The sequence below is a fragment of the Actinocrispum sp. NPDC049592 genome (genome assembly GCF_040675465.1).
Taxonomy (GTDB): Bacteria; Actinomycetota; Actinomycetes; order Mycobacteriales; family Pseudonocardiaceae; genus Kibdelosporangium.
Window position 1 is genome coordinate 198942 of sequence record NZ_JBFAPA010000004.1, and the last position, 26573, is coordinate 225514.

The 26573-nt window shown below is 69.0% G+C and carries 24 protein-coding genes; 13 read left to right on the plus strand and 11 right to left on the minus strand.

The features are described 5' to 3' along the window. Positions 1 to 3: 3 nt before the first annotated feature. Genes AB0J95_RS13140 through AB0J95_RS13150 form a run of 3 tightly spaced genes read left to right on the plus strand, consistent with a single transcriptional unit; the run spans position 4 to position 3326 of the window. Positions 4 to 1320, plus strand: a complete 1317-nt coding sequence (locus tag AB0J95_RS13140; RefSeq protein WP_364756608.1) for an aromatic acid/H+ symport family MFS transporter — start codon at positions 4 to 6, stop codon at positions 1318 to 1320. Beyond that, the gene (locus AB0J95_RS13145) at positions 1317 to 2741 is read left to right on the plus strand and encodes an aldehyde dehydrogenase (protein WP_364756609.1); all 1425 of its coding nucleotides are present in this window, start codon (positions 1317 to 1319) and stop codon (positions 2739 to 2741) included. Before AB0J95_RS13140 ends, AB0J95_RS13145 begins: the two co-directional genes overlap by 4 nt. Before the next feature lie 9 nt (positions 2742 to 2750). Further along, positions 2751 to 3326 carry a PadR family transcriptional regulator gene (locus tag AB0J95_RS13150; protein WP_364756611.1) on the plus strand — a complete coding sequence of 192 codons (576 nt, stop codon included), beginning with the start codon at positions 2751 to 2753 and terminating at the stop codon, positions 3324 to 3326. 353 nt (positions 3327 to 3679) lie between these two features. Here the strand turns inward: AB0J95_RS13150 and AB0J95_RS13155 are convergent, their stop codons facing one another. Then, positions 3680 to 4033, minus strand: a complete 354-nt coding sequence (locus tag AB0J95_RS13155) for an STAS domain-containing protein (protein WP_364756614.1) — start codon at positions 4031 to 4033, stop codon at positions 3680 to 3682. Positions 4034 to 4098: 65 nt separating this feature from the next. Beyond that, positions 4099 to 4818, minus strand: coding sequence for a GAF and ANTAR domain-containing protein (locus tag AB0J95_RS13160; RefSeq protein ID WP_364756615.1), 720 nt, complete (start codon positions 4816 to 4818; stop codon positions 4099 to 4101). Between the two features lie 269 nt (positions 4819 to 5087). Between AB0J95_RS13160 and AB0J95_RS13165 the strand changes: the two genes are divergently transcribed. Further along, a complete protein-coding gene (locus AB0J95_RS13165) occupies positions 5088 to 5210 on the plus strand; it encodes a hypothetical protein (RefSeq protein ID WP_364756618.1) in 123 nt (40 codons plus the stop codon). A gap of 15 nt (positions 5211 to 5225) precedes the next feature. Here AB0J95_RS13165 and AB0J95_RS13170 read toward each other — a convergent pair whose 3' ends face one another. The 3 genes from AB0J95_RS13170 to AB0J95_RS13180 all read right to left on the minus strand — a co-directional run bounded on the left by AB0J95_RS13170 (position 5226) and on the right by AB0J95_RS13180 (position 11377). Further along, positions 5226 to 5762 carry a GNAT family N-acetyltransferase gene (locus AB0J95_RS13170; protein ID WP_364756621.1) on the minus strand — a complete coding sequence of 179 codons (537 nt, stop codon included), beginning with the start codon at positions 5760 to 5762 and terminating at the stop codon, positions 5226 to 5228. A gap of 199 nt (positions 5763 to 5961) precedes the next feature. Beyond that, positions 5962 to 7722: an ABC transporter ATP-binding protein gene (locus AB0J95_RS13175; RefSeq protein WP_364756622.1), complete on the minus strand. Its 1761-nt coding sequence runs from the start codon at positions 7720 to 7722 to the stop codon at positions 5962 to 5964. 205 nt (positions 7723 to 7927) lie between these two features. After that, positions 7928 to 11377 carry a TM0106 family RecB-like putative nuclease gene (locus tag AB0J95_RS13180; protein WP_364757194.1) on the minus strand — a complete coding sequence of 1150 codons (3450 nt, stop codon included), beginning with the start codon at positions 11375 to 11377 and terminating at the stop codon, positions 7928 to 7930. A 119-nt stretch (positions 11378 to 11496) separates the two neighbouring features. Between AB0J95_RS13180 and AB0J95_RS13185 the strand changes: the two genes are divergently transcribed. Then, positions 11497 to 12234: a class I SAM-dependent methyltransferase gene (locus tag AB0J95_RS13185; RefSeq protein WP_364756624.1), complete on the plus strand. Its 738-nt coding sequence runs from the start codon at positions 11497 to 11499 to the stop codon at positions 12232 to 12234. On the opposite strand, the gene AB0J95_RS13190 is transcribed toward AB0J95_RS13185, so the two are convergent. After that, on the minus strand, positions 12194 to 12646 hold the full coding sequence (locus AB0J95_RS13190) for an Lrp/AsnC family transcriptional regulator (protein WP_364756627.1): 453 nt from the start codon (positions 12644 to 12646) through the stop codon (positions 12194 to 12196). The two genes, AB0J95_RS13185 and AB0J95_RS13190, sit on opposite strands and share 41 nt — an antisense overlap. A gap of 81 nt (positions 12647 to 12727) precedes the next feature. On the opposite strand from AB0J95_RS13190, the gene AB0J95_RS13195 reads away from it, so the two are divergent. Then, complete coding sequence (locus AB0J95_RS13195) at positions 12728 to 13342, plus strand: LysE family translocator (protein WP_364756629.1); 615 nt, start codon at positions 12728 to 12730, stop codon at positions 13340 to 13342. 14 nt (positions 13343 to 13356) lie between these two features. Then, positions 13357 to 13788 (plus strand): PaaI family thioesterase, encoded by a 432-nt coding sequence (locus AB0J95_RS13200; RefSeq protein WP_364756631.1) that lies wholly within the window; start codon positions 13357 to 13359, stop codon positions 13786 to 13788. Positions 13789 to 13837: 49 nt separating this feature from the next. On the opposite strand, the gene AB0J95_RS13205 is transcribed toward AB0J95_RS13200, so the two are convergent. Together AB0J95_RS13205 and AB0J95_RS13210 are read right to left on the minus strand one after the other, a co-directional pair. Next, on the minus strand, positions 13838 to 14611 hold the full coding sequence (locus AB0J95_RS13205; RefSeq protein WP_364756634.1) for a methyltransferase domain-containing protein: 774 nt from the start codon (positions 14609 to 14611) through the stop codon (positions 13838 to 13840). Positions 14612 to 14774: 163 nt separating this feature from the next. Next, positions 14775 to 15161 carry an NUDIX hydrolase gene (locus AB0J95_RS13210; protein ID WP_364756637.1) on the minus strand — a complete coding sequence of 129 codons (387 nt, stop codon included), beginning with the start codon at positions 15159 to 15161 and terminating at the stop codon, positions 14775 to 14777. 173 nt (positions 15162 to 15334) lie between these two features. Here AB0J95_RS13210 and AB0J95_RS13215 point away from each other — a divergent pair, with 173 nt between their 5' ends. The 3 genes from AB0J95_RS13215 (at position 15335) to AB0J95_RS13225 (ending at position 18284) form a co-directional block, all read left to right on the plus strand. Further along, the gene (locus tag AB0J95_RS13215) at positions 15335 to 16192 is read left to right on the plus strand and encodes an alkaline phosphatase family protein (RefSeq protein WP_364756639.1); all 858 of its coding nucleotides are present in this window, start codon (positions 15335 to 15337) and stop codon (positions 16190 to 16192) included. Between the two features lie 86 nt (positions 16193 to 16278). Continuing rightward, positions 16279 to 17343: an MFS transporter gene (locus AB0J95_RS13220; protein WP_364757195.1), complete on the plus strand. Its 1065-nt coding sequence runs from the start codon at positions 16279 to 16281 to the stop codon at positions 17341 to 17343. Next, positions 17340 to 18284 (plus strand): hypothetical protein, encoded by a 945-nt coding sequence (locus tag AB0J95_RS13225; RefSeq protein ID WP_364757196.1) that lies wholly within the window; start codon positions 17340 to 17342, stop codon positions 18282 to 18284. Before AB0J95_RS13220 ends, AB0J95_RS13225 begins: the two co-directional genes overlap by 4 nt. Here AB0J95_RS13225 and AB0J95_RS13230 read toward each other — a convergent pair. Next, positions 18170 to 19429 (minus strand): MFS transporter, encoded by a 1260-nt coding sequence (locus tag AB0J95_RS13230; RefSeq protein WP_364756642.1) that lies wholly within the window; start codon positions 19427 to 19429, stop codon positions 18170 to 18172. The genes AB0J95_RS13225 and AB0J95_RS13230 overlap by 115 nt on opposite strands. A 636-nt stretch (positions 19430 to 20065) precedes the next feature. Here AB0J95_RS13230 and AB0J95_RS13235 point away from each other — a divergent pair. Further along, positions 20066 to 21040, plus strand: a complete 975-nt coding sequence (locus tag AB0J95_RS13235; RefSeq protein WP_364756644.1) for a DUF5937 family protein — start codon at positions 20066 to 20068, stop codon at positions 21038 to 21040. On the opposite strand, the gene AB0J95_RS13240 is transcribed toward AB0J95_RS13235, so the two are convergent. Both AB0J95_RS13240 and AB0J95_RS13245 read right to left on the minus strand, forming a co-directional pair. Continuing rightward, positions 21037 to 21603, minus strand: a complete 567-nt coding sequence (locus tag AB0J95_RS13240) for a hypothetical protein (RefSeq protein WP_364756645.1) — start codon at positions 21601 to 21603, stop codon at positions 21037 to 21039. The genes AB0J95_RS13235 and AB0J95_RS13240 overlap by 4 nt on opposite strands. A 100-nt stretch (positions 21604 to 21703) precedes the next feature. After that, positions 21704 to 23419, minus strand: coding sequence for an Hsp70 family protein (locus AB0J95_RS13245; protein ID WP_364756647.1), 1716 nt, complete (start codon positions 23417 to 23419; stop codon positions 21704 to 21706). 225 nt (positions 23420 to 23644) lie between these two features. Here AB0J95_RS13245 and AB0J95_RS13250 point away from each other — a divergent pair, with 225 nt between their 5' ends. Together AB0J95_RS13250 and AB0J95_RS13255 are read left to right on the plus strand one after the other, a co-directional pair. Further along, positions 23645 to 24625, plus strand: a complete 981-nt coding sequence (locus AB0J95_RS13250; RefSeq protein ID WP_364756649.1) for an IniB N-terminal domain-containing protein — start codon at positions 23645 to 23647, stop codon at positions 24623 to 24625. 69 nt (positions 24626 to 24694) lie between these two features. After that, positions 24695 to 26359, plus strand: a complete 1665-nt coding sequence (locus AB0J95_RS13255; protein ID WP_364756652.1) for a dynamin family protein — start codon at positions 24695 to 24697, stop codon at positions 26357 to 26359. Positions 26360 to 26573 lie beyond the last annotated feature (214 nt).

Here is a 26573-nt window from a genome sequence, read left to right on the forward strand (position 1 = left end):
GTCATGGCCCAGCGTCGCGTCACCGGAAGTACAGTGTGGATGGTCGTGGTCTTGTGCGGCTTATCGGTCGCCTTCGACGGCTACGACCTGGTGGTGTACGGCACCACCGTGCCCTCGCTGCTGGCGGAGTGGAAGATCGGCCCGGCCGAGGCGGGCAGGCTGGGCAGCTACGCCCTGATCGGCATGCTGATCGGCGCCCTGCTGGTGGGCACCATCACCGACCTGATCGGCAGGCGCCGCACGATGATCGCCTGCGTCAGCTGGTTCTCCGTGCTCACCGCGTTGTGCGCGGTGGCCGGGTCGCCGGAGATGTTCGGGGTGCTGCGGTTCCTCGCCGGGATCGGTCTCGGCGGCCTGATGCCCACCGCGGCGGCGCTCGTCGTCGAGTACGCCCCGCAGGGCAAGCAGAACATCACCTACGCGGTCATGCAGTCCGGCTACGCGGTCGGCGGCATCCTGGCCGCTTCCCTTGCCATCCCGGTGATCCCGGCCGCCGGCTGGCAGACCATGTACCTGATCGGCGCCGCGCCCGTGCTCATCGTCGTGCCGGTCGCGCTGAAGTGGCTGCCGGAGTCGTTGGAGTACCTGGTGTTGCGCGGGGAGACCGAGAAGGCCGAGGCGCTCGCCGAACGACTCGGCGTGCCGGTGCCCGAGGTTGCCCGCCCGGCTAAGCGCTCGCTGCTGACCGGCCTGCGCGAACTGGCCCGCCCCGGTTTCCGCACCGGCACGATCCTGTTGTGGATCAGCAGCTTCTGCGCGCTGCTGATGGTCTACGGCATGAACACCTGGCTGCCGCAGATCATGCGCCAGGCCCAGTTCCCGCTCGGCTCCGCGCTGAGCTTCCTGCTGGTGTTCAACCTTGGCTCGATCGTCGGGTCCGTGCTCGGCGGCCGCGCGGCCGACCTGTTCGGTTCCCGGCCCGTGCTCGTCGTGTCCTTCCTGCTGGCCGCCGCGAGCATCGCGTTCCTGGCCGTGAAGCCGTCCGTCGCGATCATCTACGTGCTTGTCGCGATCGCGGGCTACGGCACCATCGGCACCCAGAACCTGATCAACGTCTATGTGACCCGCTACTACCCGGCCACCGCTCGGTCCACCGGCATCGGCTGGTCGCTCGGCGTTGGCCGGCTCGGAGCGATCCTGGGTCCCGCAGCCGGCGGCCTGGTGCTCGCGTCCGGGGCCGGATATGCCTGGAACTTCTACCTTTTCGCCGCCGTCGCGGTGCTCGGCCTGGTGGCCGCGGCCCTGGTGCCCGCCTCGCCGGTGCTGGGCCGGCAGTTCCCAGTGCGCGCCCAAGTCCAGTTGAAAGAGAGCACCGCATGAAGATCCAGCACGTGATCGGCGGCGAGGAGACCGACTCCGTCGACGGCGCGACCTACGACGACATCGACCCGTTCACCATGCAGAGCTACGCCACCGTGGCGCGCGGGGGAGAGGCGGACACCTCCGCCGCCGTCTTCGCCGCCCGGGAGGCGTTCGACACCGGCGCCTGGCCCCGGATGGGGTTCGCGGAACGCGGGAAACTGTTGCACCGCTTCGCCGATCTGGTCGAGCAGAACGCGGCCGTGCTGGCCGAGGCGGAAAGCCGGGACATGGGCAAGCCGATCTCCGCGGCCACCTCGCACGATGTGCCCCGCGCGGCGCAGAACATCCGGTTCTTCGCCGACCACGCCCGGCTCAGCGCCGCCGAGGCATTCCCGTCCGACGCCGGGTTCCACACCTACACGCGCTACGAGTCGGCGGGTGTGGTCGCCGCCGTCTCACCGTGGAACTACCCGCTGATGCTCGCGACCTGGAAAGTGGCGCCCGCATTGGCTTGGGGCAACACGGTCGTGCTCAAACCCGCGGAGGACACCCCGCGTTCGGCGGCACTTCTGGGCAAGCTCGCGCTGGAAGCCGGGTTGCCCGCCGGCGTGCTCAACGTCGTGCTCGGTTACGGCGACGCGGGCGCGGCCCTGGTGCGCGACCCGCGGGTGGACCGCGTGACGTTCACCGGGTCCTCGCTCACCGGCAAGTCGATCGGCGCCGCCGCGGCCGCGAACCTCACGCCGGTCAGCTTCGAGCTGGGTGGCAAGGGCGCCAACGTCATCTTCGACGATGCCGATGTGGACGGTGCGGTCGAGTGGTCCATCAAGGCCGCTTTCGGCAACACCGGGCAGGTGTGCCTCGCCGGTTCGCGGCTGTTCGTCCAACGCGGGGTGTACGACACCTTCCTGTCGCGGTTCGTGGCCGCCGCCGAGGCGATGGTCATGGGCGACCCAGCGCAGGAACAGACCACGTTGGGCCCGTTGGCCAGCAAGAAGCACTTCGACAAGGTCAGCCGGTACCTCGAGCCGGCCGCGCTCGGCGGGGCGTCGATCGTGACCGGTGGCCTCGACCACGACTGGTTCGTCCGGCCCACGATCCTGACGGACGTGCCCGCGGCGGCGCCGGTCCAGTGCGACGAGGTGTTCGGACCGGTTGTGACGGTGACCCCGTTCAACACCGAGGAAGACGGCGTCGCGCTGGCAAACTCCACGCCGTACGGGCTTTCCGCCATGGTGTTCACGTCCAATGTGCACCGAGCCCACCGCGTCGCGGCGTCCCTGCGCAGCGGCAACGTCTGGGTCAACTGCTTCTTCGTGCGCGACCTGCGGGCACCCTTCGGCGGCGCCGGGCACTCGGGCGTCGGCCGCGAGGGCGGCTCGTTCAGCAGAGAGTTCTTCACTGAGCCGAAAACCGTGTGCCTGCGCATAGACGGTTAGGATCCCTTCATGTCGCTTCAGCACGCGTTGCTGGGGGTGCTCGAAGCACGCCCCATGAGTGGGTACGACCTGGTCCGGTTCTTCGACAGCTCGGCGGGCTGGATCTGGGCCGCCCCCCAGAGCCAGATCTACCCCACACTGCGGCGGATGGAACGTGCCGGGCTGATCGGCGGGGACGACGAACCACGCGGCCCCCGCCTGACCCGGACGGTGTACACCGTCACCGAGAAGGGCCTCGAGGAACTCGACCGCTGGCTGGCCACGCCGCACGACCCCGGCCCGCCGCGGGATCCGTTCCTGGTGCAGGCGCTGAACTTCGACATGATCAGCGCCGAGCAGGCACAGCACGTGCTGGCCCAGTTCATCAGCGAGCAGGAGAAGGCGGCCGCGGATGCCGAGGCGCATCGTGACCGGCTGCTGGCCAAGGACACGTCGCTGCTGCGGGAGCGGTTGACCCGGCGGGACCCCGCCGATCATGACCGGATCGCGCGGTTGAAGGCGCATGTCTTTGAGGGGATCGCTCGGGTTGCTCGTACTCGCGCTGAGTGGGCTCGGGAGGGGCAGCGGTTGCTCGGCGAGGACTGACACTGCGGGGTCGAGGCTGTGTGAGAACTGGCGCTGTGTGAGGCCAGCCGCCAACCCGGCTCTCACCAGGTGTCCCTGGCAACTCAGCTCGGCTTTGCCTCTATGTCAACCCGGCTCACATGACCGCGCCCCGGCGAACTCGGCCTCGCCTCGCGGTGCGAGTCCGTGCCAACTCAGCCCACATGACCCCGGCCTGACCTCGCAGGTCGAGTCCACGCGCCAGACCAGGTGTCTCCGACACTCACCCAGCCGATGGCCTCGCAGCGAAGCCAGGCACCCATCTGCTTGCCGCGATGGCGGTGTCGTTGCCCCCGCATCGTGGTCGAGCGGGCGGGTGTGTCCGATGTGGACGGTCAGGTGAGGGCTTCGTCGAGGTCGCGGTAGACCGACAGGACCTGGTTGAGGCCGGAGATCTCGATGGGGCGCCGGGTGGCGCCGTCGCCGACCACGAGTCGCACCGCGCGGTCGGCGGCCGCGGCCTTCAGGTGGATGTCCACCAGGGCGCGCAGGCCGATCGAGTCGATGAAGCCGACGTCGGTGAGGTCGAGGACCAGCATATCCGTCTCCGGAAGGCTGTCGGTCAGCACGTCGGTGAGGTCGGGGGTGGTGTCGATGTCGATCTCGCCGCTCACCGACACCACGGTCGCTCGTTGCTCCTGCCGGATGTCGAATCGCAGCGGGGCGGACTCGCCGATTGCGTCCGGCATTCCTGCGCCTCCTGGAAAGCTGGTGGGAGGCGTGAGTCTATCGCCTGGCCGCCGGCGGGGCGCGGCTAGCGGGTACTCATCGTGCGCACGAACTCGGCGGCCACTTCGCGCAGCTTGATGTTCACCCGCTGGGACCGCGCGATGAGGTGGTCCATGGCCTGCTCGTCGCTGATCTTGTGCACCGCCATCAGGATGCCCTTGGCCTGTTCGATGACCGCACGGCTGCGCATCGCGGTCTCCAGGTGGTCGGCCAGCGCCCGGGTCTCGTGATAGCGGCGGCTGGTGCGCAGGCCGAAGGTCACCACGGTGGTGTACAGCTCCAGCAGCTTGGAGTCGATCTCCTGGAACCCGTGGTCGCCGAACCCGAACAGGTTGATCGCACCTGTGAGGTGTTCGTCCACGCGCAGCGGTGCGGCCAGATAGCTGCGGACCTTGAACCGTTTGGCGGAGGCCGCGAACTCCGGCCACAGCTCGCTCGCCGTCTCGGTCGACGCCCGGACGGTCTCACCGGTCGCCGCGGCCTGCAGGCACGGGCCGATGCCCGCCTGGTACTGCGCAAGGTCGACCTGCCGCGCCGACTCGTCGGTGAAGGCCGCCGTCCGCGCGCCATCGTCCCGGATCGCCGTGATACTCGCCATGTCCGCGCCCGGCACCACTCTTACCGCCTCCGCGCACACCGCGTCGAGGATCTCGACACTGCCCGGGTCGGCGGTCAGAGCCTCGGTCAGATCGGCCAACGCGGCCGTGACCTCATCCAGCAGCTCGACCACACGGTCACTCGCCAATTCGCCCCGTCCTCCACGCCAGCGGCGAGCACGTGGACACGGCTCACCAGCAGCAAAATTTGAAAATCCGCTGCTGGTTCAACGGAGCCTTCGGATCTTACCCAACCCCCGGACCCGCGCAGGCCGGGACCCGGTGAGACAAGGTTCACGACTACGCCACTCGTAAATTCCAGAGTGACGAAATCGACACAAGCTCCGGATCAGGAGGATTGGCCGCGGTGGGAGTGGGTACTCCGTGCTCGCAAAGAAGGCGACCGAAGGGGAGTGCCGTGGGGCGTCACCACCCGAACGAGCACGACGACAGGCAGTGGGACGCGGCGGACCTGGTGTCGGCCCTCGACGAGAGCGGCCGTCACGAGCGCCAGGAAGAGTCGGTGGCCGCCGACGATTAGCTACCCGCCGACCTACTACGTCAGGGGGTAGTGCATCTCCACGCCCTCGAGGAAGACCCCGTCCGGCAACGGAACCATGGTCTTCCTGCTCTCCTGGAAGCCGTACGCCTGATACAGCGGCACTCCAGGCAACGTCGCCATGAGCGTCAGCGAAGTGAAGCCGCACTCCGTGGCGGCCTTGACGCAGGCGTCCAGGATCGCCCGGCCGAGCCCACGCCGGGTCCAGTCGCCGCGCACGAACATCGCCCGCACGCGCGCCGGCTCGGTGGCGGGGTCGAGCATGCGCGCATCTCCGGGCTGTGCACCGGAACCCGTGTAGAGCTTGTCGCGTTTGCTCCACCCGCCGCACGCCACGATCTCGCCCGCTTCGGTGTGCTGCACGAAGTAGGTGCCGTCATCGAGCAGCACGGTGTCCGGTTCGGTGAGGTAGACGGCGGCGCTGGCGGACTGCGGGCCGGTGTAGAAGGCGGGGAAGAGGTCGTCCACGGACGACTTCATCAGCGCGGCGATCTCAGGGAGATCCGCTGTGGTGGCGAGGCGGAGGGTCGGCACGCCTTGAGGTTGTCACATGGGGTCAACCGATTACCGTGTTGTGGTAGGTACTGGTGAACGTGCCGATCGCCTTCTGAGCGTTCCATTGGGACACACTGTGATGAACCCGGCCTCCCGGCCGGACTGGGCTTCCAGCTGTCAGTGTGGCCGCTGGAAGCCCAGTCCGGCGCGGGAAGGCGGCGGCGGGTGTTCGCCTGGGTCAGTGCCGCATCTCTGGAATACCGGCCTTCTCGTCGAGGAAGCCACCGGACTGGTGGCACCACAGCCGGGCGTAGGTGCCTTGCCGTGCCAGCAGTTCGGTGTGCGTACCCTGCTCGATGATCTCGCCGTGGTCGAGCACGACGAGCTGGTCCATCCGCGCCACGGTGCTCAGCCGGTGCGCGACGACCAGGGCGGTGCGGCCCTCCATCAGCTGCCACAACGCCTGCTGTACCAGCATTTCGCTCTCCGAGTCCAGTGCGCTGGTGGCCTCGTCGAGCAACAGGATCGGCGCGTCCCGCAGGATCGCCCGGGCCAGCGCGACCCGTTGGCGCTGACCGCCGGACAGCTTCACGCCGCGTTCGCCGACCATGGTGTCGAACCTGTCGGGCAGTGCCGAGGCGAACTCGGTGACGTGCGCCGCGGTGGCCGCCTGCATGATCTCCTTCTCGGTCGCGTCCGGCCGGGCGAACGCGATGTTGTCCCGCAGGGTCCGGTGGAACATCGCCGGATCCTGCGGCACGTAGGCGATCAGGCTGCGCAGGTCGGCCTGGCGCAGCTTGGCGATGTCCTGGCCGCCGATCAGGATCTCGCCGTCGCGGATGTCCATGAACCGCAGCAGCAACCGGGCCAGCGTGCTCTTGCCGCCGCCAGAGCGGCCGACCAGGCCGAGCTTCGATCCACTGGGGACGGTCAGGTTCATCTCCCGGAACAACGCCGGCCCGGTGCCGTAGCCGAACGTCACGTTCCGGAACACCACGTCGGCCGGGGCGGGCCGCAGCGGTTCGGGAGCGGGCGGGTCGACCACCTTGGGCGGGTCCAGCAGGAGCTCGGTGAACTGGGCCGCCTCGGTCATCGAGCTCTCCAGCCGGCGGTAGATCTGGTTGAACTCGAACATGATCCGGGTGGCGTTGGAGTAGTAGGTGAACGCGACCACGATGGCCTCGATGCCCAGCCCGCCGCCGAGGGTGACCGCGAGCAGCAGGCCGAGCGAGTTGGCCAGCACCGACAGCGGCGCGACCAGGGTGTCGATCCGCAGGTTGGCGAAGTCCCATGACCGCAGGGCGAGCGTGCGGCTCTCGGCCACGCGGCTCTTGTGCTCGGCGGCCTCGTGCTCCTCCGCGGCGAAGGCGCGCACGGTCTCCATGTTCATGATGCTGTCGGCCACGTGCCCGGACACCCGGGCGTAGGCGGCCTCGCGTTGGTCGACGAGCTTCTGGCGGCGCCGGATCAACGGCGCGATGACCAGGGCGGTGACCAGCAGCAGCCCGACCAGGACCGCGACCAGGACGGGGTTGTAGAGCCAGAGCACGACCGAGGCGAACGCGAGCGGGATCAGGTTGGCCACCACCGAGAACGCCAGGGTGTCGATGAACTCCTCGTAGCGGGAGGCGAAGCTGAGCACCCGCTTGGTCAGTGAACCGGCGAAGTTGTTGTGGAAGAACGCGGCGTCCTTGGCCAGCAGTTCGTTCATGCCGATGACGTACAGGTTCTCGATGCCCTGGCCGTCGGTGCGGTTGAGGCAGTGGATGCCGATCCGCCAGAGGACCTCGGCCGCGAGGGCCACTCCGGCGAACGCCAGCAGGTAGCCGATGACCGGGATCTGGCCGCCGTCGGCGAGGTCACCGACGAGGGTGGCCACGATCAACGGCAACACGTACTGCAGGCAGACGTTTCCCAAGGCGGGCAAGGAAAGCGCGGGTATCGCGTAGCGCTTGCCGCGCCGGACCTCACGTCCGTAGTAGCGCAGTGCCAGGAGCACCGCTGATTTGCGCTGTGACGAACCTGGGCTGTCCCCTGATTCGGGCGCAGACATGCATCCCCCTCACTGGGTGGGTTGGCGGGGGAACCATGGTGCCTGAACAACCGGCGAACGGCGACAGAATAAAACCGCTGGACCGGTCGGAGCCGGTCCAGCGGGGGTGCGGTCGGATACGTCGAGCCGGCCCAAGCGCTCAGGCTCAGGCTCAGGCGAAGGGCCAGCGCTGCGCGGAGGCTTGCAGGCCGAGCATGCCGGACACCAGGCGCATTTGCTCGACGTCCCGGATGTCGGCCTGGACGAGGCGGGGGGAGCAGATCAGCACGGCCAGTGCCTGCGCGCGGGACAGGGCGACGTTGAGCCGGTTGCGGGACAACAGGAAGTCCAGTCCCCGCGGCAGGTCGACGGCCGCGGACGAGGTCATGGTGACCAGGACGACCGGGGCCTCCTGGCCCTGGAACTTGTCCACCGTGCCGACCCTGGTCTCGGTGAACCCGGCTTCGTCGAGGGCCCGGCGGACGATCCGGACCTGGAGGTTGTACGGGGCGACGACGAGGATGTCCGCGTCGCTCAGGGCTGCTGAGTGGTTGCCGTCCGTCCACATGCGACCGACCAGCTCGCGGACCGCGCGCACGACCGCGTCGGCCTCCTCGGGGGAGCTGGTGATGTTGTGGCTGTGGTCGACTTTGTGGAGGTACAGCCCGGGTTCGATGCCTTCGACCGAGCGGCCCGCGGCGGTGGGGTGGGCGTGCAGGAGTCCCGCGTAGGACAGGCGGGACACCGGGTCGCACACGTTGGGGTGCATGCGGCGGGTCTGGTCCATGAAGTAGCCGAGGTGCGGCGGGATGACGTCGGCGTCGCCGAGCAGGTGGCCCAGCGCGGAGGCGTCCGCGCCCGCCGGGTGCGTGCCCTGGACGACCTGGGGAAGTTGCTGCGGATCGCCCAGCAGGACCAGGTTTCTGGCGCAGGTGGACACCGCGAGCGCGTCGGCGAGGGCGAACTGGCCGGCCTCGTCGATGATCAGGACGTCGAACGGCTGGTCGCGCATGGCGGCGTTGGCGAACGTCCACGCGGTGCCGCCGACGAGGTGCCCGCTGCCCTGATCGGCGCGCCAGCGCACGAGGGAGTTGTTGTCCTTGGGCTGGTCCCACTCGCAGTCCTTGGCGGGCATGCCTTTCGGGCGTTTCGCGGTGGGGATGGGCACGTCGGCCGCGCGGCCCGCGGCCAGGGCGGAGCTGAGCACGTTCTCGACGGCCTTGTGGCTGTTGGACGTGACCGCGACGGACTTGCCCTTCTCGATCAGGTGCGCGATCAACCGGCCCGCGAGGTAGGTTTTGCCCGCCCCGGGCGGTCCCTGCACGGCGAGCGTCGACCCGTCGAGCGCGTCGACGGCCGAGATCACCGTCTCCACAAGGTCTTCGCCCGTGGGCAGTCCACCGTGGACGGTCTGCGGCGGGAGCCTGCGCAGCAGGTCGATCCCGGCCTGGGAGGGCAGCCAGGGCAGCAGCGGCACCGCGCTCTCGGCGAGCGCGTACACGGCTTCGTCCTTCGGCTGCGGTTTGACCGGGTCGCCGGGCAGGATCGCCAGCGGCCGGTCGGTCGTGGTCTCGTCGGGTTTCGCGCTCTCCTCGACGATGATCTCGTCGGCGCTGTCCCCGACGATCTTCGCGCTGCGCGTCCAGTTCACGGGTGTGCCCGGGTACAGGACCCGGACCTGCTCGCCCATGGCGAAGGGGTGCGGCCGGTCGGGGTCGCATTTGGCGTGCAGGCGGCGTTTCGCGTTGCGCACCCGGCCGCTCGGCGAGACCCAGTCCTCGGGAGTGACCGACACCGGGACCGCGCAGGTGGTGTCCGACTCCAAATCGGACAGTGGCGCGCCGACCTGGCGGAAGAAGTCCCACCACGCCGGGTTGGTCTCCCGGCGGTGATAGCCGACGCTCGCGGCGAGCAGCGCGCGGGCCTGTTCGTCCTCTGTGGCCTGTGCCGGGTCCTCGGGGAGCCCGTCCAGCAACGGATCCACGACCGCGGCGATCCGCGCCGCGCGTTCCGCCCGCCGCTCGGCCGCCTCGGCTTCGGCGGTCTGGTCGATCAGAACGTCCAGTTCGGACTCGTCCGGGAGGTACGGTTCGATCCCGGCCTCCGCGCGGACCTGCAGCAGGAACTTGTAGAGCCGGTGGGTGGAGACGCAGTCGTACTCGTTGTAGTCGCGGATGCCGTCCAGGACCGCTTCGGCCTCGGTGATGTCGTCCGCGGCCAGCAGGGTGAGGTACTCCTCGTAGGCCTCGATGCTGGACACCGCGTTGACCACGTCGCCGGCGCGTTTGTCCGGCATGTACAACGGTTCGAGGTACTTGATGGAGTAGGACCGCTGGGATACGCGGAGTCCTTTTCGGACAACCGCGTACAGGTCGATCAGCGCGCCGGTGCGCAGCAGGGTGTCGACGGCCTCTTCGCGGGTGCCGTGCAGGGCCGCGAGTTTCTTGAGCGCGTTCACCTCGTAGGGCGCGTAGTGGTAGATGTGCGCGCCCGGGTGGGCGGTGGTGCGCTCAAGGGCGAAGTCGACGAACTCCTCGAACGCCTTCTTCTCCTGGACCCGGCTGTGCGCCCAGAACGGCCGGAACTCCTCGGTGGTCCCGGTGACCGTCACCGCGCCGAACAGGTACTCCAGCCCGCTGCCCGCCAAGGCGAACGGGTCGCCCTCCATGTCGAAGAAGACGTCACCCGGGCTCGGTTCCGGCAGGCCGGCGAGGACTTCGGGGGAGAGGATCTCGTAGGCGACCTTGCCGACCGGGTCGTCGGCGGTTCGCGACTCGTCCTGGATGACCTGGATGTTGGCCTGCGCGCGCAGCCCGTTGAACGTGGCCACGGACATGGTCGGCGGGCGGTCGGTGGTGGTCGCGTTGGCCAGGTCGTCGATCGTGGCCATGCCCGCGGCGGCGAGCTTGCGGCGCTGGTCGGTGCGGATGTTGGCGACCAGGGACAGGTCTCGCGCGTTTTCCCGGCCGTCCGCGCAGTGTTTGGCGAACTTGCAGTTCACGCAGGCCGGACGTTCGTCGGCCCACAGTTGCGCGGGCAGTATGGCGGGCTGCTTGAGCTGTTGCCGGAGCCGGTCGCGGAGATGCACGACCAGCGGAAGGAAGTCGTGCACGCGGTAACTGTGCGTGCTGCCGTCTCCCAGGATCAGGTGCATCTCCGGCCCGGCCGGGTACCCCGCGTCTCGCAAGGCGGCCGCGTAGGTCGTCAGCTGCAGCACCGCGGACGGCTTGGGGTGGCGGGTGAGTTTGGTGTCGTGCGGTTCGTACCGGCCGTCCTTGGTGCGGATCAGGAAGTCCGCGCGGCCGTAGAACTCGCCGTCGTAGAACACCGCCTGGTAGATCACCGGCGCCTGCGACTCGATCGCGACCCGGGTCTGCTCGGCCGCCTTGACCAGCGCGTCCGGCTGCGGCGCGGGCTGGTCGATCCGGATCACCCCGGCGCCGTGCTGCTGCTCCAGCTTGGCCAGGACCGCCTGTTCGTGTGCCAGGCCGTGCTTGGCGACCAGCAGGTTCTGCGATTCCTCGGGTTTGGGCGCGCCCTCGAGACGAGCCGCCAGCGCCAGGTCCAGCACGCTGCGGTGATCGCACTCCAGCAGGTCGACCAGGTCTCCAGGGGAGAACACGGGTCCGTCCGGGGTGACGAGCACGCAGGGGAGTATTCCGGCAGAGCCCGCCAGATCCGGGGATCATCGCCCCGGCGAGTCGCCGAATCCCGGTTGTGTGCCCCATTACGGTGAGTGAGATGCCTGACGAAGAGTTCACCCATCCCCGGCTGGCCGCGATCTACGATGCCCTGGACCCCGATCGGTCCGATCTGGACCCGTACGTGGCCATTGTGGAGTCGTTGGGTGCGCGCAGTGTGCTGGATGTCGGCTGTGGCACCGGCACTTTCGCGGTCATGCTCGCCGAACGCGGCTTGTCCGTGGCCGGTGTAGACCCGGCCGCGGCCTCTGTGGACATCGCCCGCGCGAAGTCCCCGGCCGTGCGGTGGATCGTCGGGGACGCCACCACCTTGCCGCCGCTGCAGGTCGACGTGGCCACGATGACCGCGAACGTCGCCCAGGCGATTCCGGATCTCGGTGCCACGCTCCGGGGCATCTGTGCCGCGCTGCGCCCCGGCGGGCACGTGGTGTTCGAGACCCGCGATCCCGCGTTGCGCGGCTGGGAGGAGTGGACATTCCTGGGCACCCGGAAGGTGACGAAGATTCCCGGGGTCGGGCCGGTCGAGTCGTGGGCCGATCTGGTCGACGTGTCGCTGCCGCGGGTGACGTTCCGCTGGAACTTCGTGTTCCTGCCGAAGGGGGAGGTGCTGCGGTCGGAGTCGACGCTGTGGTTCCGTTCGCGCGAGGAGGTCACGGATCTGCTTGCCGCCAACGGGTTCACGGACATCGAGGTGCGTGACGCGCCGGACCGGCCGGGGCGGGAGTTCGTGTTCCTGGCTACTGCGGCAACGGACGGTCGTCCACCACGTGCTTCATGACGACCGTTGAGTTCAGGCGCCGGACGCCCGGCAGGGTGACCAGGGTGTCGTCGTAGAGGCGTTGGTAGGCCTCAAGGTCGGTGGTGGCGATGCGCAACAGGTAGTCCGGTTCGCCGAACAACCGCTGCGCCTGCAGCACCTGGGGGATGGCGGTGATCGCGTCCTCGAAGTCGGCGACGGTGTCGCGGCCCTCCCAGTGCAGCGTGGCGAACACCAGCGCCTGGAAGTGCAGGCCGGTCGCGGCGGGGTCCACCACGGCGCGGTAGCCGCGGATGGCGCCGCTGCGTTCCAGATCGCGCAGCCTGCGGTGGCAGGGCGAGACGCTCAGCTGCACGCGGGCGGCCAGCTCGGTGATGGTCAGCCGGCCATCCTGTTGTAGCTCGGCAAGAATCTTCCGGTCAACGGCGTCCACGAGCAAGATTCTCCCTCAAATGAGGCTCCAGTGGGGGAAAGTTGGGAACACTTTCGCGCTGATCCTGCCTAGCCTTTGCTCATGTCGCTCACCACGATCGTCGCGTTCCTGCTGGTAGACCTGCTGCTGGTGATCACACCGGGCGCGGACTGGGCCTACGCCATCGCGGCGGGCCTGCGCGGCCGGTCGGTCCTGCCCGCGGTGATCGGCCTGGTCGCCGGGTACGCGGGGTACACCGTGCTGGCGGTCGCCGGGCTGGTGGTGATCGTGGCGAGTTCCGCGGGCCTGCTCACCGGCCTGACCATCACCGGAGCGGCCTACCTGTTGTGGCTGGGCTTCGGGGTGCTCACCCGCCCGGCGACCGTCGGCGCCGCTGAGGACCTGGCGGATTCACCGGGCCGGGTGATTCTCCGCGGCGCGGGAACCAGCGGCCTGAACCCCAAGGGTCTCTTGCTGTACGTGTCGCTGTTCCCGCAGTTCATCGACGCCTCGGCAGGCTGGCCGGTCGCCGCGCAGACCGCTCTGTTCGGGGTGCTGCACATGGCGTTGTGCGGCGTGGTCTACCTCGTCGTGGGCGTGCTGGCGCGGATCGTGCTGGCCGCCAAGCCCCAGGCCGCGCGCGTGGTCAGCCGCGTCAGCGGTGCGATGATGATCGCCATCGGCGGATTCCTGCTGGTGGAACGGCTCGCCGGATGATGGAGGACCCACAGGTGGACGACGAGGTACGGCAGCGCATCCAGGCCAGCTTCGACCGCCAGGGCCTGATGACCCACCTCGGCGCGCGCCTGAGCCACGTCGCCGAAGGAAGCGTCCACATCGAGCTGCCCTACCGGCCCGAGCTCACCCAGCAGAACGGCTACTTCCACGCGGGCGCCACCAGCGCGATCGCCGACAGCGCGGGCGGCTACGCGGCCTTCACCCTGTTCCCCGAGGACACGTCGGTGCTCACCGTCGAGTACAAGATCAACCTCCTGGCCCCGGCCCTCGGTACCCACCTGGAGGCGGTCGGCACCGTCCTCAAGCCCGGCCGCACTCTGACGGTGTGCCGCCTGGATGTCTACGCCTACCAGGACGACCAGCGGAAACTCGTCGCCGCCGGCCAGCAGACCCTCATCCGGGTGGACGCCCGCCCCGAACAGTGACCACTCGGAGGCTACAAGCGATCTTGTTGGGGTCCGTGGACACAGTTGGCTAGTTCTTCGTCGCTGTCACCATCGCGAAGCCCAGGAGGCTGCCCCGGTCGGCGTTGAGCAGGTCGATGATCTCCTGGCGATCGCGGCGTGGCCCGGACTTGTCACCGCCGTGCTCGGCCACCGCTTGTGTCCACAGCAGCCAGTCCTGCCAGCCGTCCTGCTGGAGTCGTGCGCTGGTGACGGTCACCAACTCGGTGATCTGCCAGTGAAAGCGCCACCACTCGGGGGTGTGCCAGGCGATGGGCTCCCAGCCGAACAGCTTCTTGATCGGCTCCGGGATCGCGCCGAGGTCACGGATCTCCCGGGTCATTGCCGGCGTCGACATGCCGATCTGCCCGCCCGGCCGCGCGAAGCCCGCGAGATAGGGCAGATAGCTGTCGGCCGTGCCGAAATACTCGAACGCGTCGATGCTCACGATCGCGTCGAAGCTGTTCTGGGCGAACGGCAGTGCATGCGCCTCGGCCCGCACGGCGGTCACCCGATCGGCCACACCGGCTTCGGCGAACACGGCCGCCGCTTCGTCCGGCCCGATCCACAGGTCGGCCGCCACCACGTGAACGCCGTACTCGCGGGCCAGGAAGACCGATGTCGCCCCTCGGCCGGAGCCCAGGTCAAGGACCTTCATGCCCGGCTGCAGGTCGAGGTCCTGGGCCAGGTCTTCCAGCAGCCACAGCGGATTGGGCCCCATGTCCAGGCCGAGCAGCCAGACCGGGTCGTACTGCGACGAGCGCGGATAGCGGTCCGGGCGGGCAAGCGCATCGATGGCTGTCATGGCTGCCGATCAAAGCCAAGCGCACACGGCCCCACAACCGAATTGAGCGACCGGCGCGAGCCGGGCGTGCAGATGGCGGGAGGTTCACGTGGCATAGCCCAGCTGTCCGCGTTTCCGACAGGTCGCCTTCCCTTCTCGGGTACCAGCCCCCTGGCGGGTCATCTCAGGGCAGGGTGCGGCGGACGTGGTCGAGCAGGTCAAGGGACGACGCCTCGGCAGGGGTGAGCCAGGCGAAGTCCGAGTGCTCGCCCGGGTTGAGCGTGACCGGGGCAGGGGAGTCCTCGGTGACGTTGTAGATCCGGGCATGGATCCGCAGCGGGCGGCCGGTGACGTCCGGCCAGCTCAGCGCGTCGCGTTCGCTCAGGATCCGCACCCGCAGGCCGGTCTCCTCGGCGATCTCCCGCACCGCGGTGTCGGCCGGGGGTTCGCCGGGCTCGACCGTTCCGCCCGGCAGCTCCCAGCGGCCGCCGAGGAAGTTGCCCGGCGCACGGCGGATGAACAGCACCTTGTCCTCGCGGGTGAGCCAGCCGTACGCCAGGTGTTTGTCCATGGCACCGGATCCTGCCGCACCCGGCCGGACGAGTGGGCTGTTTCCGAAATGTCCGGGTCTGAGGGGGTGATTTCGGCGAATTCACCGCGACAACATCCTTTCGACCCTAGGCGTGCACAGGGAGTAAGCGTGAGGCTGCGAAACATGGGAGTCCCTGCTCTCCTGGAGGATTGATGTTCCGCACACGCATGACGGTCGCACTGGCGGCCGCGATGCTGGCGACGGCCGGGGCGGTCGCGGCGGCGAGCCCGAACGACGACGTCCAGACGGTCGCCGCGTCCGTGCCGCAGTTCGACCACATCGTGCTCGTGATGTTCGAGAACAAGAAGTACTCATCCATCAACGGCAGCTCCAGCGCGCCGTACTTCAACTCGCTGGCCTCGCAGGGCGCGAAGTTCACCCAGTCCTTCGCGATCACCCACCCGAGCCAGCCCAACTATGTGGCCCTGTTCTCCGGGTCCCCGCAGGGCATCACCGACGATGCCTGCAAGGACCTGGGCAACAAGGCCAACCTGGCCAGCCAGCTGGCCGGGGCGGGCAAGACGTTCAAGGGGTACTCCGAGGCGATGCCGTCGGACGGCTACACCGGCTGCTCCAGCGGCACCTACCGGCGCAAGCACAACAGCTGGGTCGACTTCAGCAACGTGCCGGCCTCGAACAACCTGCGCTACTCGGTCTTCCCGGCCGACTTCACCCAGCTGCCGACCGTCGCGTTCGTGACGCCGGACATGTGCAACGACATGCACGACTGCTCGGTGGGCACGGGTGACAAGTGGCTCAAGGCGCATCTGGACTCGTACGCGCAGTGGGCCAAGACGCACAACAGCCTGCTGATCGTGACGTTCGACGAGGACAGCGGCACGTCGGTGAACCAGATCTTCACCGCGTTCGTGGGCGCCAACGTGAAGGTCGGCAGCTACAGCGAATCGATCAACCACTACACGGTGCTGCGCACGATCGAGGCGGCGTACGGGCTTCCGGGCCTGAACAACGCCGCGAGCAAGTCGCCCATCCTCGACGTCTGGCAGTAGGCGTGTACCTGTCCACTGTGGACCGGAAGGCCGAGTGGAAGCTCAGGGCGATCGGCGGCAACGTCGTCGCCCTGGGCGCGGTCAGCATGGTCACCGACATCTCCGCGGAGATGGTCACCGCCGTGCTGCCCGTGTACCTCGTACTCGGCCTGCACCTCACGCCGGTCGCCTACGGCCTGGTCGACGGCCTCTACACCGGCGCGACCGCGCTGCTGCGGCTCGTCGGCGGTTACATCGCCGACCGGGTCCGCACCCGGAAAGCCGTTGCGGGCGTGGGATATGGGCTCTCCGCGGTGACCAAACTCGGGCTGCTGCTGGTCGGCGGTTCGGTCACGGCGATCGGCGCGATGATCACCCTGGACCGGGCCGGCAAGGGCCTGCGGACCGCACCGCGCGACGCGTTGATCACGTTGTCGGCGCCGCAGGACATGCTGGGCCGGGCGTTCGGCGTGCACCGGGCCATGGACAGCCTCGGCGCGTTCGCCGGTCCACTGGTCGCGTTGGCCGTGCTGGCCGCCGTGGGCTCAGGCGTCACGACCGAGGGCTTCGACGCGGTGTTCGTGACGAGCTTCTGCTTCGCCCTGCTCGGCGTGGCGTTGCTCGTGCTGTTCGTCAAGGACCGGCGCGGCGAACGGCCCGCGAGCAACACGGTGTCCCCGAAAGTGGCGCTGGCGCTGCTCGTGGACCGCCGGGTCCGCAAGATCATGATCATCGCCGCGATCATCGGCCTGTCCACTATCGGCGACGGGTTCGTGTACCTGTTGCTGCAACGCCGGGAGGACATCGCGATCGGCTGGTTCCCGCTGCTCGCGGTCGGCACCAACCTCGCCTACCTGGCTCTGGCGGCGCCGTTCGGCGCCCTGGCCGACCGGTTCGGGCGGCTTCCCGTTGTGGTGGGCGGATATGTGGCCCTGCTCGCGGTGTACGTGCTGGTGTTCGGGCCGTTCGGCGGGGTCCCGGTCATCGTGCTCACTTTGGCTCTGTATGGTACTTTCTACGCCGCGACCGACGGGGTGCTGATCGCCCTGGCCGGACCGGTCCTGCCGGAAGCGTTGCGCACGACCGGGATCGCGTTGATCCAGACAACTCAGGCGGTGGCGTACTTCGTGTCGTCCGTCGCGTTCGGACTGGTGTGGGCGTCATGGGGATGAAAACGCGGGTCCTGATCGGGATCGCGGTGACCGTCGTGCTGGCCGCCGCGGCGGTGATCTACGTCGTCAGCGTGCGGACCGGGGGAGCGCAGGCCTCCGGCCAGGTCACCCTGACCGGCACCAGGATCATCGCCAAGGCCGGCGACGGTCACCTGATCGCCATGTCGGGAGGCACCCGCGAGGTGTCCCCGATGACCTGCGCCCGCGTGTACGCGGCCGGCGGCACCGGGGTCTGCCTGCGCCAGGACGGCGACCTCACCACCTACCAGATCGCCATCCTGGACAAAAACCTCAGCGTCACCAAGGAAATCCCACTCGTGGGCGTGCCGAACCGGGCCCGGGTCTCGGCCAGCGGCCGGATGGTCGCCTGGACCGTGTTCGTCACCGGCGACTCCTACAACGGCGGCCAGTTCTCCACCCGCGCGGGCATCCTGGACACGAAGACCGACCAACTCGTTGGCACGCTGGAGGACTTCGACGTCACCCTGGACGGCGAGCCCTACAAGGCGGTCGACGAGAACTTCTGGGGCGTCACGTTTGCCGGCGACGACAACCGCTTCTACGCCACGATGTCCACCGCGGGCAAGCGGTACCTCATCGAAGGCGATCTTGCCCGGAACAGCGTCCGCACCCTGCGCGAGAACGTCGAGTGCCCGTCGCTGTCCCCGGACGGCACCCGGATCGCCTTCAAACAAGCGATCGACGCCGACCCCACCAAAGGCTGGCGGCTCAGCGTGCTGAACCTCCAGACCAACCAGGTCACCGAACTCGCCGAACCCCACAGCGTCGACGACCAGGCCGCCTGGCTCGACGATCACACCATCGGCTACGCCCTGCCGCGCGACCGTGGCCGCGCCGACGTCTGGTCGGTGCCCGCGGACGGTTCCGGCGTGCCCGCCGTGCTCATCCCGGACGCGGACTCGCCCGCGGCCCTGGGCTGAATCAACGCTGTCAGCATGGTCGCCACCCCCGCTAGCGCAATCGTCATCCCCGGCGACACCACCTCCGCCAGGGCACCGAAGCACGCCGGGCCAACACCTTGCAGCGTCTGCATTCCAGTGCCCAGCAGCCCGAACGCCTGGCCACGGGTCTCCGGCTGCGTCGCGTCGAGAAAAGCCCGCTGCAGACACAACGCGTACGCGAACCCGGTAGCGCTCACCACCAGCAACGCGCCCGCCGCGAACGGGTTGAGATCCAACGCGAACAACGTCAGCGGCAGTCCAACAAGGACGATCAACATCGGCGCCAGCCGCAGCCGTGCTGTGAACACCCGGCCCACCAAGAAGTTCCCGACCAGCATCCCGACCGGCAGGCATGCCAGCAACACCCCGCCGGTGCCCGCAGGCATCCCGCGAGTCGATGCGTACACCACCAGCAGACTTTCCGCTCCCACCGCGAACGCGGGCGGCAACCAGTGCGCCAGCAGCAACCGACGCACCTGACGGTCCCCCAACAGCACCCAATTCACCCGCATGGTCTGGCGCACCACGGACGTGGCCTGCCGGACCGGGGGATCCAAGTCCGGCAACCGAAGCCGGGTGGCCACACACGCGATCAAGTGCAGCGCGGCGCTGACCGCCAACGCCCGTTGCGGTCCCAACGCGGCCGCCGCGGCGCCCCCCAATGCCAGCCCGAGAAGTTGTGCGGCCGACGAGGCCATCGTCCACAGTGAACGCCCGAGCACATACCGGTCCCCGTCAAGCACTTCCGCCACCAACCGGCTCGACGCCCCGGTGAACAACGGGGTCATGCTGGCCACGACCCCGATCAGCAGCAGCATCACCCACACCGGCGGCCGCAGGAACGCCAGCACCGACGCCGACACGAACTCGAAGAAATACCCCGCGCAGATCAGCAACCGCGGCCGGATCCGGTCGGCCAGCGCCCCGAACACCAGCCCGCCCACCGCCTGCGGCGCGAACCCGATACCGAACGTCAACGCGGTCAGCAGCGGCGACCCAGTGGTGTCGAAGATCAGCACCGACAGCGCCACGATCCGCAGCGTGTCGGCCACAATGGTCAGGCTCCGGCAGCCGAACAACACCCGGAACCGGGGCTCGGCCAACACGCTCGAGAACGTCGCCATACCCCAACCGTGCACCCACCCGGCCGCGGCCCGACAATGTTACGTCCATGGACGTAAGGTCCGGGCTCGGCCATGCGCGCTGGATCACCGGGCACTGGGTCCGGCGCCGCGGCAATGATTACGTCCATGGACGTAAGGTCTGGGCTTCGCGGTGCCCCCGGAATCGCCGAACAGAGGGCCCGCCGCCGCGAAAACGGTTATGTCCGGGGACGTAAGTGCACACGCTCCGTCGTAGCGGCGGAACGCCGGACACTGGTCCGGCGCCGCGAAATGGTTACGTCCCGGGACGTAAGGCCGGGGGTCTGTCATGCCCGCGAAATGGCCGGTCAGGGGTCCGGCGCCGCGGCCATGGTTACGTCCGGGAATGTAAGGTCTGGGCTCGGTCATGACCGCGGAATCGCCGGGCGCGGGGCCTCCGCGCCGCGAAAATAGTTACGTCCCGGGACGTAAGCTCCGGGCATCGCCGTAGCCGTGGAATCGCCGGACAGGCACCCGCTGCCGCGAATGGTTGCGTCCCGGGACGTGAGATCTGGGCTCCGCCGTGCGCGCGAAATCGCCCGACAGGGGTCCGGTGCCGTGGCGATGGTTACGTCCGGGGACGTAACGTCAGGAGTGGTCCGGGCGTAGGGTTGGGGGATGTTCAGGTTCGTGGCGGGCACCGAAGACGTGTTGCGGAGCAGGTTCGCGCTCTCGCCGGTGTTCGAGCTGATCCTGCTGCTGCAGGCGATGTCCGGCCGGTCCAAGCGGCGCCTGCCGGAGAGCTGGGCGGCCCGCCTGGCGCCGTCGTTGCACCGGCTGCGGGAGACGACCGCGCTGGACGCCTTGCTGGCGCTGCACTTGCCCCACCACGGCGCCAACTTCGTCGCGCCCCCACCGCAAAGCCTCGCGCAGACCATTGAGGACGATCTCGCCCTCGTCGCCGCCACCAGCTACGACCAGGCCGAACCGGAGATCGCCTACTGCGTGAACCGTCAGCGGCTGCCCAAACGCGTCCTGGAGATGTTGCACGGCAAGGACATCGTCGGCCGCATCGTCGACACACTGGGTCTCGCCTGGCGAGACCTGCTGGCCGCGGACTGGCCGCAGCTGCGCGCGATCTGCGAACGGGACGTCATCTACCGCGCCGGGCAACTGGGCCAAGGTGGCTGGCAGCAGGCCCTGACCGGCCTGCACGCCAACGTCCGCTGGCGCAACGGGGCCATCGAGATCATCAAGATCGGCGACGGCCGGTCGGTCGACCTCGGAGGCGACGGCCTGCTGTTCGTGCCGTCGGTGTTCATCTGGCCGGGGCTCGCCTGCCAGTTCGACGACCCCTGGCCCAAATCACTCATCTACCCGGCCAGAGGCACCGCCGCCCTGTGGGAGACCCCCGGGCACACCGACCCGGGCGCTCTTGGTAGGCTCCTCGGTGTCTCCAGAGCCCGCATTCTGCAGGCGCTCGACAATCCCACCAGCACCAGCCAGTTGGCGCGCAGCCTTGGCATGGCCACCGGTGCCGTTGGTGACCATCTCGCTGTGCTGCGCGGCAGTGGCCTGGTGACCTCAGCCCGCTCGGGCCGTTCGGTCCTCTACTTCCGCACCCCGCTGGGGCATGCGCTCGCCGCCGGTTAGGGGTTGTTGGTGGCGCTGACGGTGATCGTCTTGGAGATGGTCTTGATCCCCGCGGGCCACACCGTGTAGGTGTGCGAGGTCTTGCCCGGCTTGCTGTCGCAGCCGAACGCGAACTCCATCTGACCGGTCGCGCCGTACATGCCGTACGCGCCATAGAGGTTCGGGTTGTCCACGGCCAGCGCGGCACCGTTGGCGCCGGTCACCTTCCACGAGATCGTCACCGGGTTGCCGGGGGAGGAGAACGGGGCCTCCGGGGTGCCGTGTACGGGGCAGGTCGGCTGCTTGACCACCGACAGGGTTACGGTCGCGGCCGGGGGCGGCGGGGCCGACGTCGTCGTGTTGCTCGAGCGGCTGCTGCTGGTGGAGGTCTGCTTGGTGGACTTCCCACTGGCGGCCTGCACACTCGGGTCGTCATTGGCGGTCGCCGAGGTCTCCGTCGTGCTGGTGACGGTCACGCCGGCGCTCGTCGTGGGCAGCGACTCCGGGGGCGTGGTCTTCGAGCACGCCGTGAGGCCCAGCACGGCCAACGGCACGGCCACCGCGCATAAGAGTCCGATCCGCATCCTGATCACCTGTTTCCTTCGCCTCTTCAAGTACATGAACAGACGCGGACACAGTCAACGCGTTGCGCCCTTTGGGGCAGACATTTCGGTCACGGTCCTGCTACGGGCCGGTGCTCGCCGGCGGTGGGTCTGGAGTGGACTCCTGAGGTGGTGGGGGAGCCTCGGTCGAACTCGGCGGCGGGGGAGGCGGCGGCTCGCTGGACGGCGGGTGGGTCGACGGCGGCTGACTGACCGGGGGAGGAGTGGCGCCAGCCGAGGCGGAACTGGGCGAGCCTGGGCCAGGAGAGCCAGACCCGGGAGACGCGGAGCCAGGGGACGTTGAGCCAGGGGAGCCAGACCCGGAGGACGCGGAGCCAGAGTTCGAGCCGGGGGAGTTCGAGCCCGCAGCGGGGGATCCCGCGCCACCAGCCCGGTCCGCGGGGGCTTGTCCGGCCGGACCGGCCTCCGGGCCTCGCGCGTCCGGGTCGTCACGGTCGTCGGCGGAGTCCTGCGCCGGTGTGGTCTTCTTCTTGGTGACACCCGCCTGCGTGGTCCCAGGTGCGCCGCCGCCCGTCACCGGCGGCGATCCCGCCGGGACGTCGACGCCCGCGGTGGCGGGAGCCGGGTTGCCGCTGTCCGCGGAGAAGGGGGAGGGGATCACCGCCAGCGCGGCCACCAGCATCACCAGTGAACCAATCACGATCTTGGCCCGGCGCAGCCGCACCTTGGGCCGGTCGATCTCCGGTGGGGTGTCGTCGTAGTCCGGCCGCCGCGGCGCCGGGACGAACCCGTCGGGCGCGATGACCGACCGGTGCGCGGCCAGCGCGGCGCCCAGGGCGACCACGCCCTTGGGATCCGCGTCCACCGCCACCGGACGCCCGAACGCCGCCTCGATCATTGTGGTGACCAGCGGAATCCGCGAGGAGCCGCCGACCAGGAGCACCGCGGTCAGCTCGTCCGGCGAGAGCCCCGCCGCCCGCACCGTTCGCGCGACGCAGTCGACCGTCTCGGCCAGGACCGGCCGGATCGTGCTCTCGAACCGGGCCCGCGTGACCTCGGTGTATCCGTTGCCCAGCAACGGAACCGTGACCTCCTCATCCTCCGACAGGGCCTCCTTGGCCGCCGTGCACTCGCGGCGCAGCCGGGCCATCGCGACCGGGTCGGCGTCCGCCGGGATCTCCGGCTGGACCAGGCCGAGCAGGGCGTCGTCGAAGTCGACGCCGCCCAGGCGGTCGAGGCCCGCGGGCGGGCCCAGCAGCTCGAAGCCCCCGGCCTTGCGGACGACCGCGGCGTCGAACGTGCCGCCGCCGAGGTCGTACACCGCGATCGTGCTGCCGTCCGGTATCCGCTCGGCCGAGGCGTACTGCATGGCTGCGGCCTGCGGCTCGGTCAGCAGCACGACATCGCCGAGATCGACCTCGCTCAACGCGTTGCGCAACAACGACTGCCGGTGTTCGCCCCAACACGCCGGATGGGTCACCGCGATGGCGTCCGGAGCCTCGCCCTCGCGTTCCACGACCCGGTCGACCACCCAGCGCACCAGCGTGGCGGCCAGGTCATGCGCCTGGTGCGGGACGCCGCCGGCCATGATCGGGATGGCGTCGCCGATCCGCCGCTTGAAGTCCCGCACCACCCGCGCCGGGTCGCTCAGCGCCCGTCGTTCGGCGGCCGCGCCGACCACAGTGGACTCCCCGGCGAGGAACAGCACCGACGGCACACTGCTCGCACGGCCATGTAAGGGAACCAGCTCGCTGACAACGGTGTCATCGGCGGCCGGGCGGCACAGCGCCGCGGCGGTGAACGTGGTGCCGAGGTCGATCCCGAGTCGATACGGCATGCGAATCAGTCCTCCAGTCGAAGGGGCTTCGATGCCATCGCCGCTCACCCGGCCGTGTTATCCGGTCCGTCCGAACTGGACCAATTTCCGGGGGCTTTTCCCCTATGCCCCCATCGCGGCATAGGGGATACGCGCAGGGCGCGAAGGGGTGATCCTCCCCGATTCGCCCAACCCCCTGCGGTACCTACGTTTGTGGCTCTCCGGTCCCCGCCGAAAGGACAAGCCATGATCGCGCAGAGCCTGCTGGACTTCATCCTCGAGCTGTTGCGGGACCCCTCGGCCCAGCAGGAGTTCCGTGACGACCCGGGTGGCACCCTGGACAAACACGGCTTCCACGGGCTGTGCGGCCAGGACGTGGCCGACGTGCTGCCGCTGGTGGCCGACAACAGCCGCGTCTCCCTCGACCGGTCCTACGACGTCGGCAACAACAACGTGCACCCCGTCGTGCCGCCGCCCCCGCACCCGATGCCCGGCGACCACAGCATGCACGGCGTGGTCCGCCAGTTCGAGTACATCACCAACACCTACACCTGGAACGACAGCCACAACACCGTGGTCGACAACTCGGTGAACCAGAACATCTGGGCGAAAGGCGACGTGTTCCAGCTGTTCGACAACGACCCGGTGGTGGCCTCCGGCGACGGCGCCGTGGCGGCCGGCGACGACGTGCACAACGCGAGCACCGGCGGCGGCGTGCAGAGCTTCGGCAACGGCGACGCCTACAACCTCGGCGACATCACCGCGTCCGGCGCAGGCAGCGCGGTCGCCGTGGGCGACGGCAGCGCCACCGGCTCGGCCGACGACAACTCCACCGACGCCGACATCCACAACTTCGGCGCGGGCGAGGTCGCGGTCGCCGGCACCGGCGCGTCGGTCAACCAGTCGCAGGACTCGCACAACGTCAGCGACTCCTTCAACCACACCGACTCGCACGACGACACCAACTCGCACAACATCAGCGACTCGCTCAACCACACCGACTCCCACGACGACGTCAACTCGCACAACCACGTCGACTCCCACGACGACCTGAACTCCAACAACCACATCGACTCGCACGACGATGTCAACTCCCACAACGACACGGACATCGCGTCGCACAACCACGACTCGCACGACGACATCGCGTCCAACAACCACCTCGATGTCAACTCGCACAACCACAACGATCTGCTGTCGCACAACGACGTGCTGATCCTGCCGTAGCCACCATCCGGGAGGTGCCCCCCTTGTCGTCGGGGGCACCTCCCCGCGCGCCCCGGGGAGGGTTCAGTCATGCCGACCGCGACCGAGGTCCTCGACGTCGCCATCAAGGCCGCCTCCGCCTACCACCGCACCGACCTGGCCTCGCGGTTACGTCAGAGCCGCGACCGCACGCTCACCCAGGAGGTGCGGGTAATCGTCGCCGGGGATGTCAAGCAGGGCAAGAGCCAGCTGGTGAACGCCCTGGTGATGGCCCCGGTGTGCCCGGTTGGCGACGACGTCACCACCACGGTTCCCACGGTGGTGCGGTATTCGGGCTCTCCCAACGCTTTTCTCGTGCATGACGACTGCCGGGAGCCGGTGGTCCTCGGTTCCCAGGTCGTCTCGGGCGGGTGTGTGGAGGCGGGTCTGCCTCGGGAGGTTCTCGCCGACGGTCTGACCATTGTGGACACACCTGGGTTCGGTGGTCTGGCCGCGCTGGCGCTGGCGGACGCGGTGCTGTTCGTGTCGGACGCGAGCGAGCGGTACACCCCGTCGGAGCTGGAGTTCCTGGCTCAGGCGCGGGAGTTGTGCCCGAACGTGATCGGCGTGCTGACCAAGATCGACCTCTATCCGGACTGGCGGCTGGTGTTCGAGGCCGACAGCGAGCACATCCACACGCTCATCGCGGTGTCCTCCGAACTGCGCCTGCACGCCGCCGCGACCGGGGACGCGTCGGTGCACCGCGAGTCCGGGTTTCCCTGGCTGGTGCGGTTTCTGCGTCAGGGTCTGGTCGCACGCGCCGGGGATCTGGCGTTGCGGTCGGCGGCTCACGACGTGCTCGCCGTGACCGCGCAGCTGACCTCGACGATGCTCGCCGAGGTGACCGCTCAGCGCGACGCCTCGCATGCCAGGTTCGCGCTGGACGAGATCGCCCGGCGCGCCGACGAGGTCCGGCAGCGAAGTGCCCGCTGGCACCAGACGTTGAACGACGGCATCACCGACCTGATCGCCGACATCGAGCACGACCTGCGGCACCGGCTTCGTGAGGTGCTGCGGCTCGCCGAGTCCTCATTGGACACCATCGATCCCGCGAGGAACGGCGACTCGCTGGCTTCCTGGTTACGGGACAGGGAGACCGCGTGTGTCGCGGCGACGTTCGCGTGGATGATGGAGCGGGCCGAGTGGCTCGCCGAACAGGTCGCCGCCCAGTTCGAGGGAACCCGGCCGTCCTTGCACACCACCGACTCGCTGGCGGCCGGCATGCCCACCTTCGCGCTGGCCCCGGCCGAGCGGTTCGGGTTCGGCCAGAAGGTCATCGTCGGTATGCGCGGCGGCTACGGCGGAACGCTGATGATCGGCATGCTCAGCACCATCATGGGCGTCGCCATGATCAACCCCGTGTCGGTCGGCGCGGGCCTGCTGCTGGGCGGCAAAACCGTCCGCGAGGAACGCGAACGGATGCTGCAGCGCCGTCAAGCCGAAGCCAGGACCGCCATCCGCAAACACATCGACGACGTCATCTTCCACACCGGAAAGCAGTGCCGTGACCTCCTGCGCGAAATCCAACGCACCCTGCGCGACCACTTCACCACCCAGACAGAGACCCTCCAGCACACCCTCGCCGACGAACTCGCCGCCGCTCGCCGTGCCCTCACCACCGGCCAAGCCGACCGCGACGCCCGCATCCGCGACCTCAACGCCGAACTGCGCCGAGTCCACAACCTCGAACGCATGGCCCGGGAGCTCCTCCCATGACCCCACCCGCACGACTCACGCGAGGCGCGCCTGCTACGCCGCCGAAGCCCCCATCTCGCGACACCCCACACTCACGCGGCCAGCCGAGACGTCGGCGATCCCACTGGCCTTCTCAGCCGCCACGCACGGCTCGGGAGTTGCTGCCATGGCCTGGGCGACTGCACCTCGCCGCACCTTCGCTCTTCCGCGCCACTCAGCCGCCATATGGCCTTGG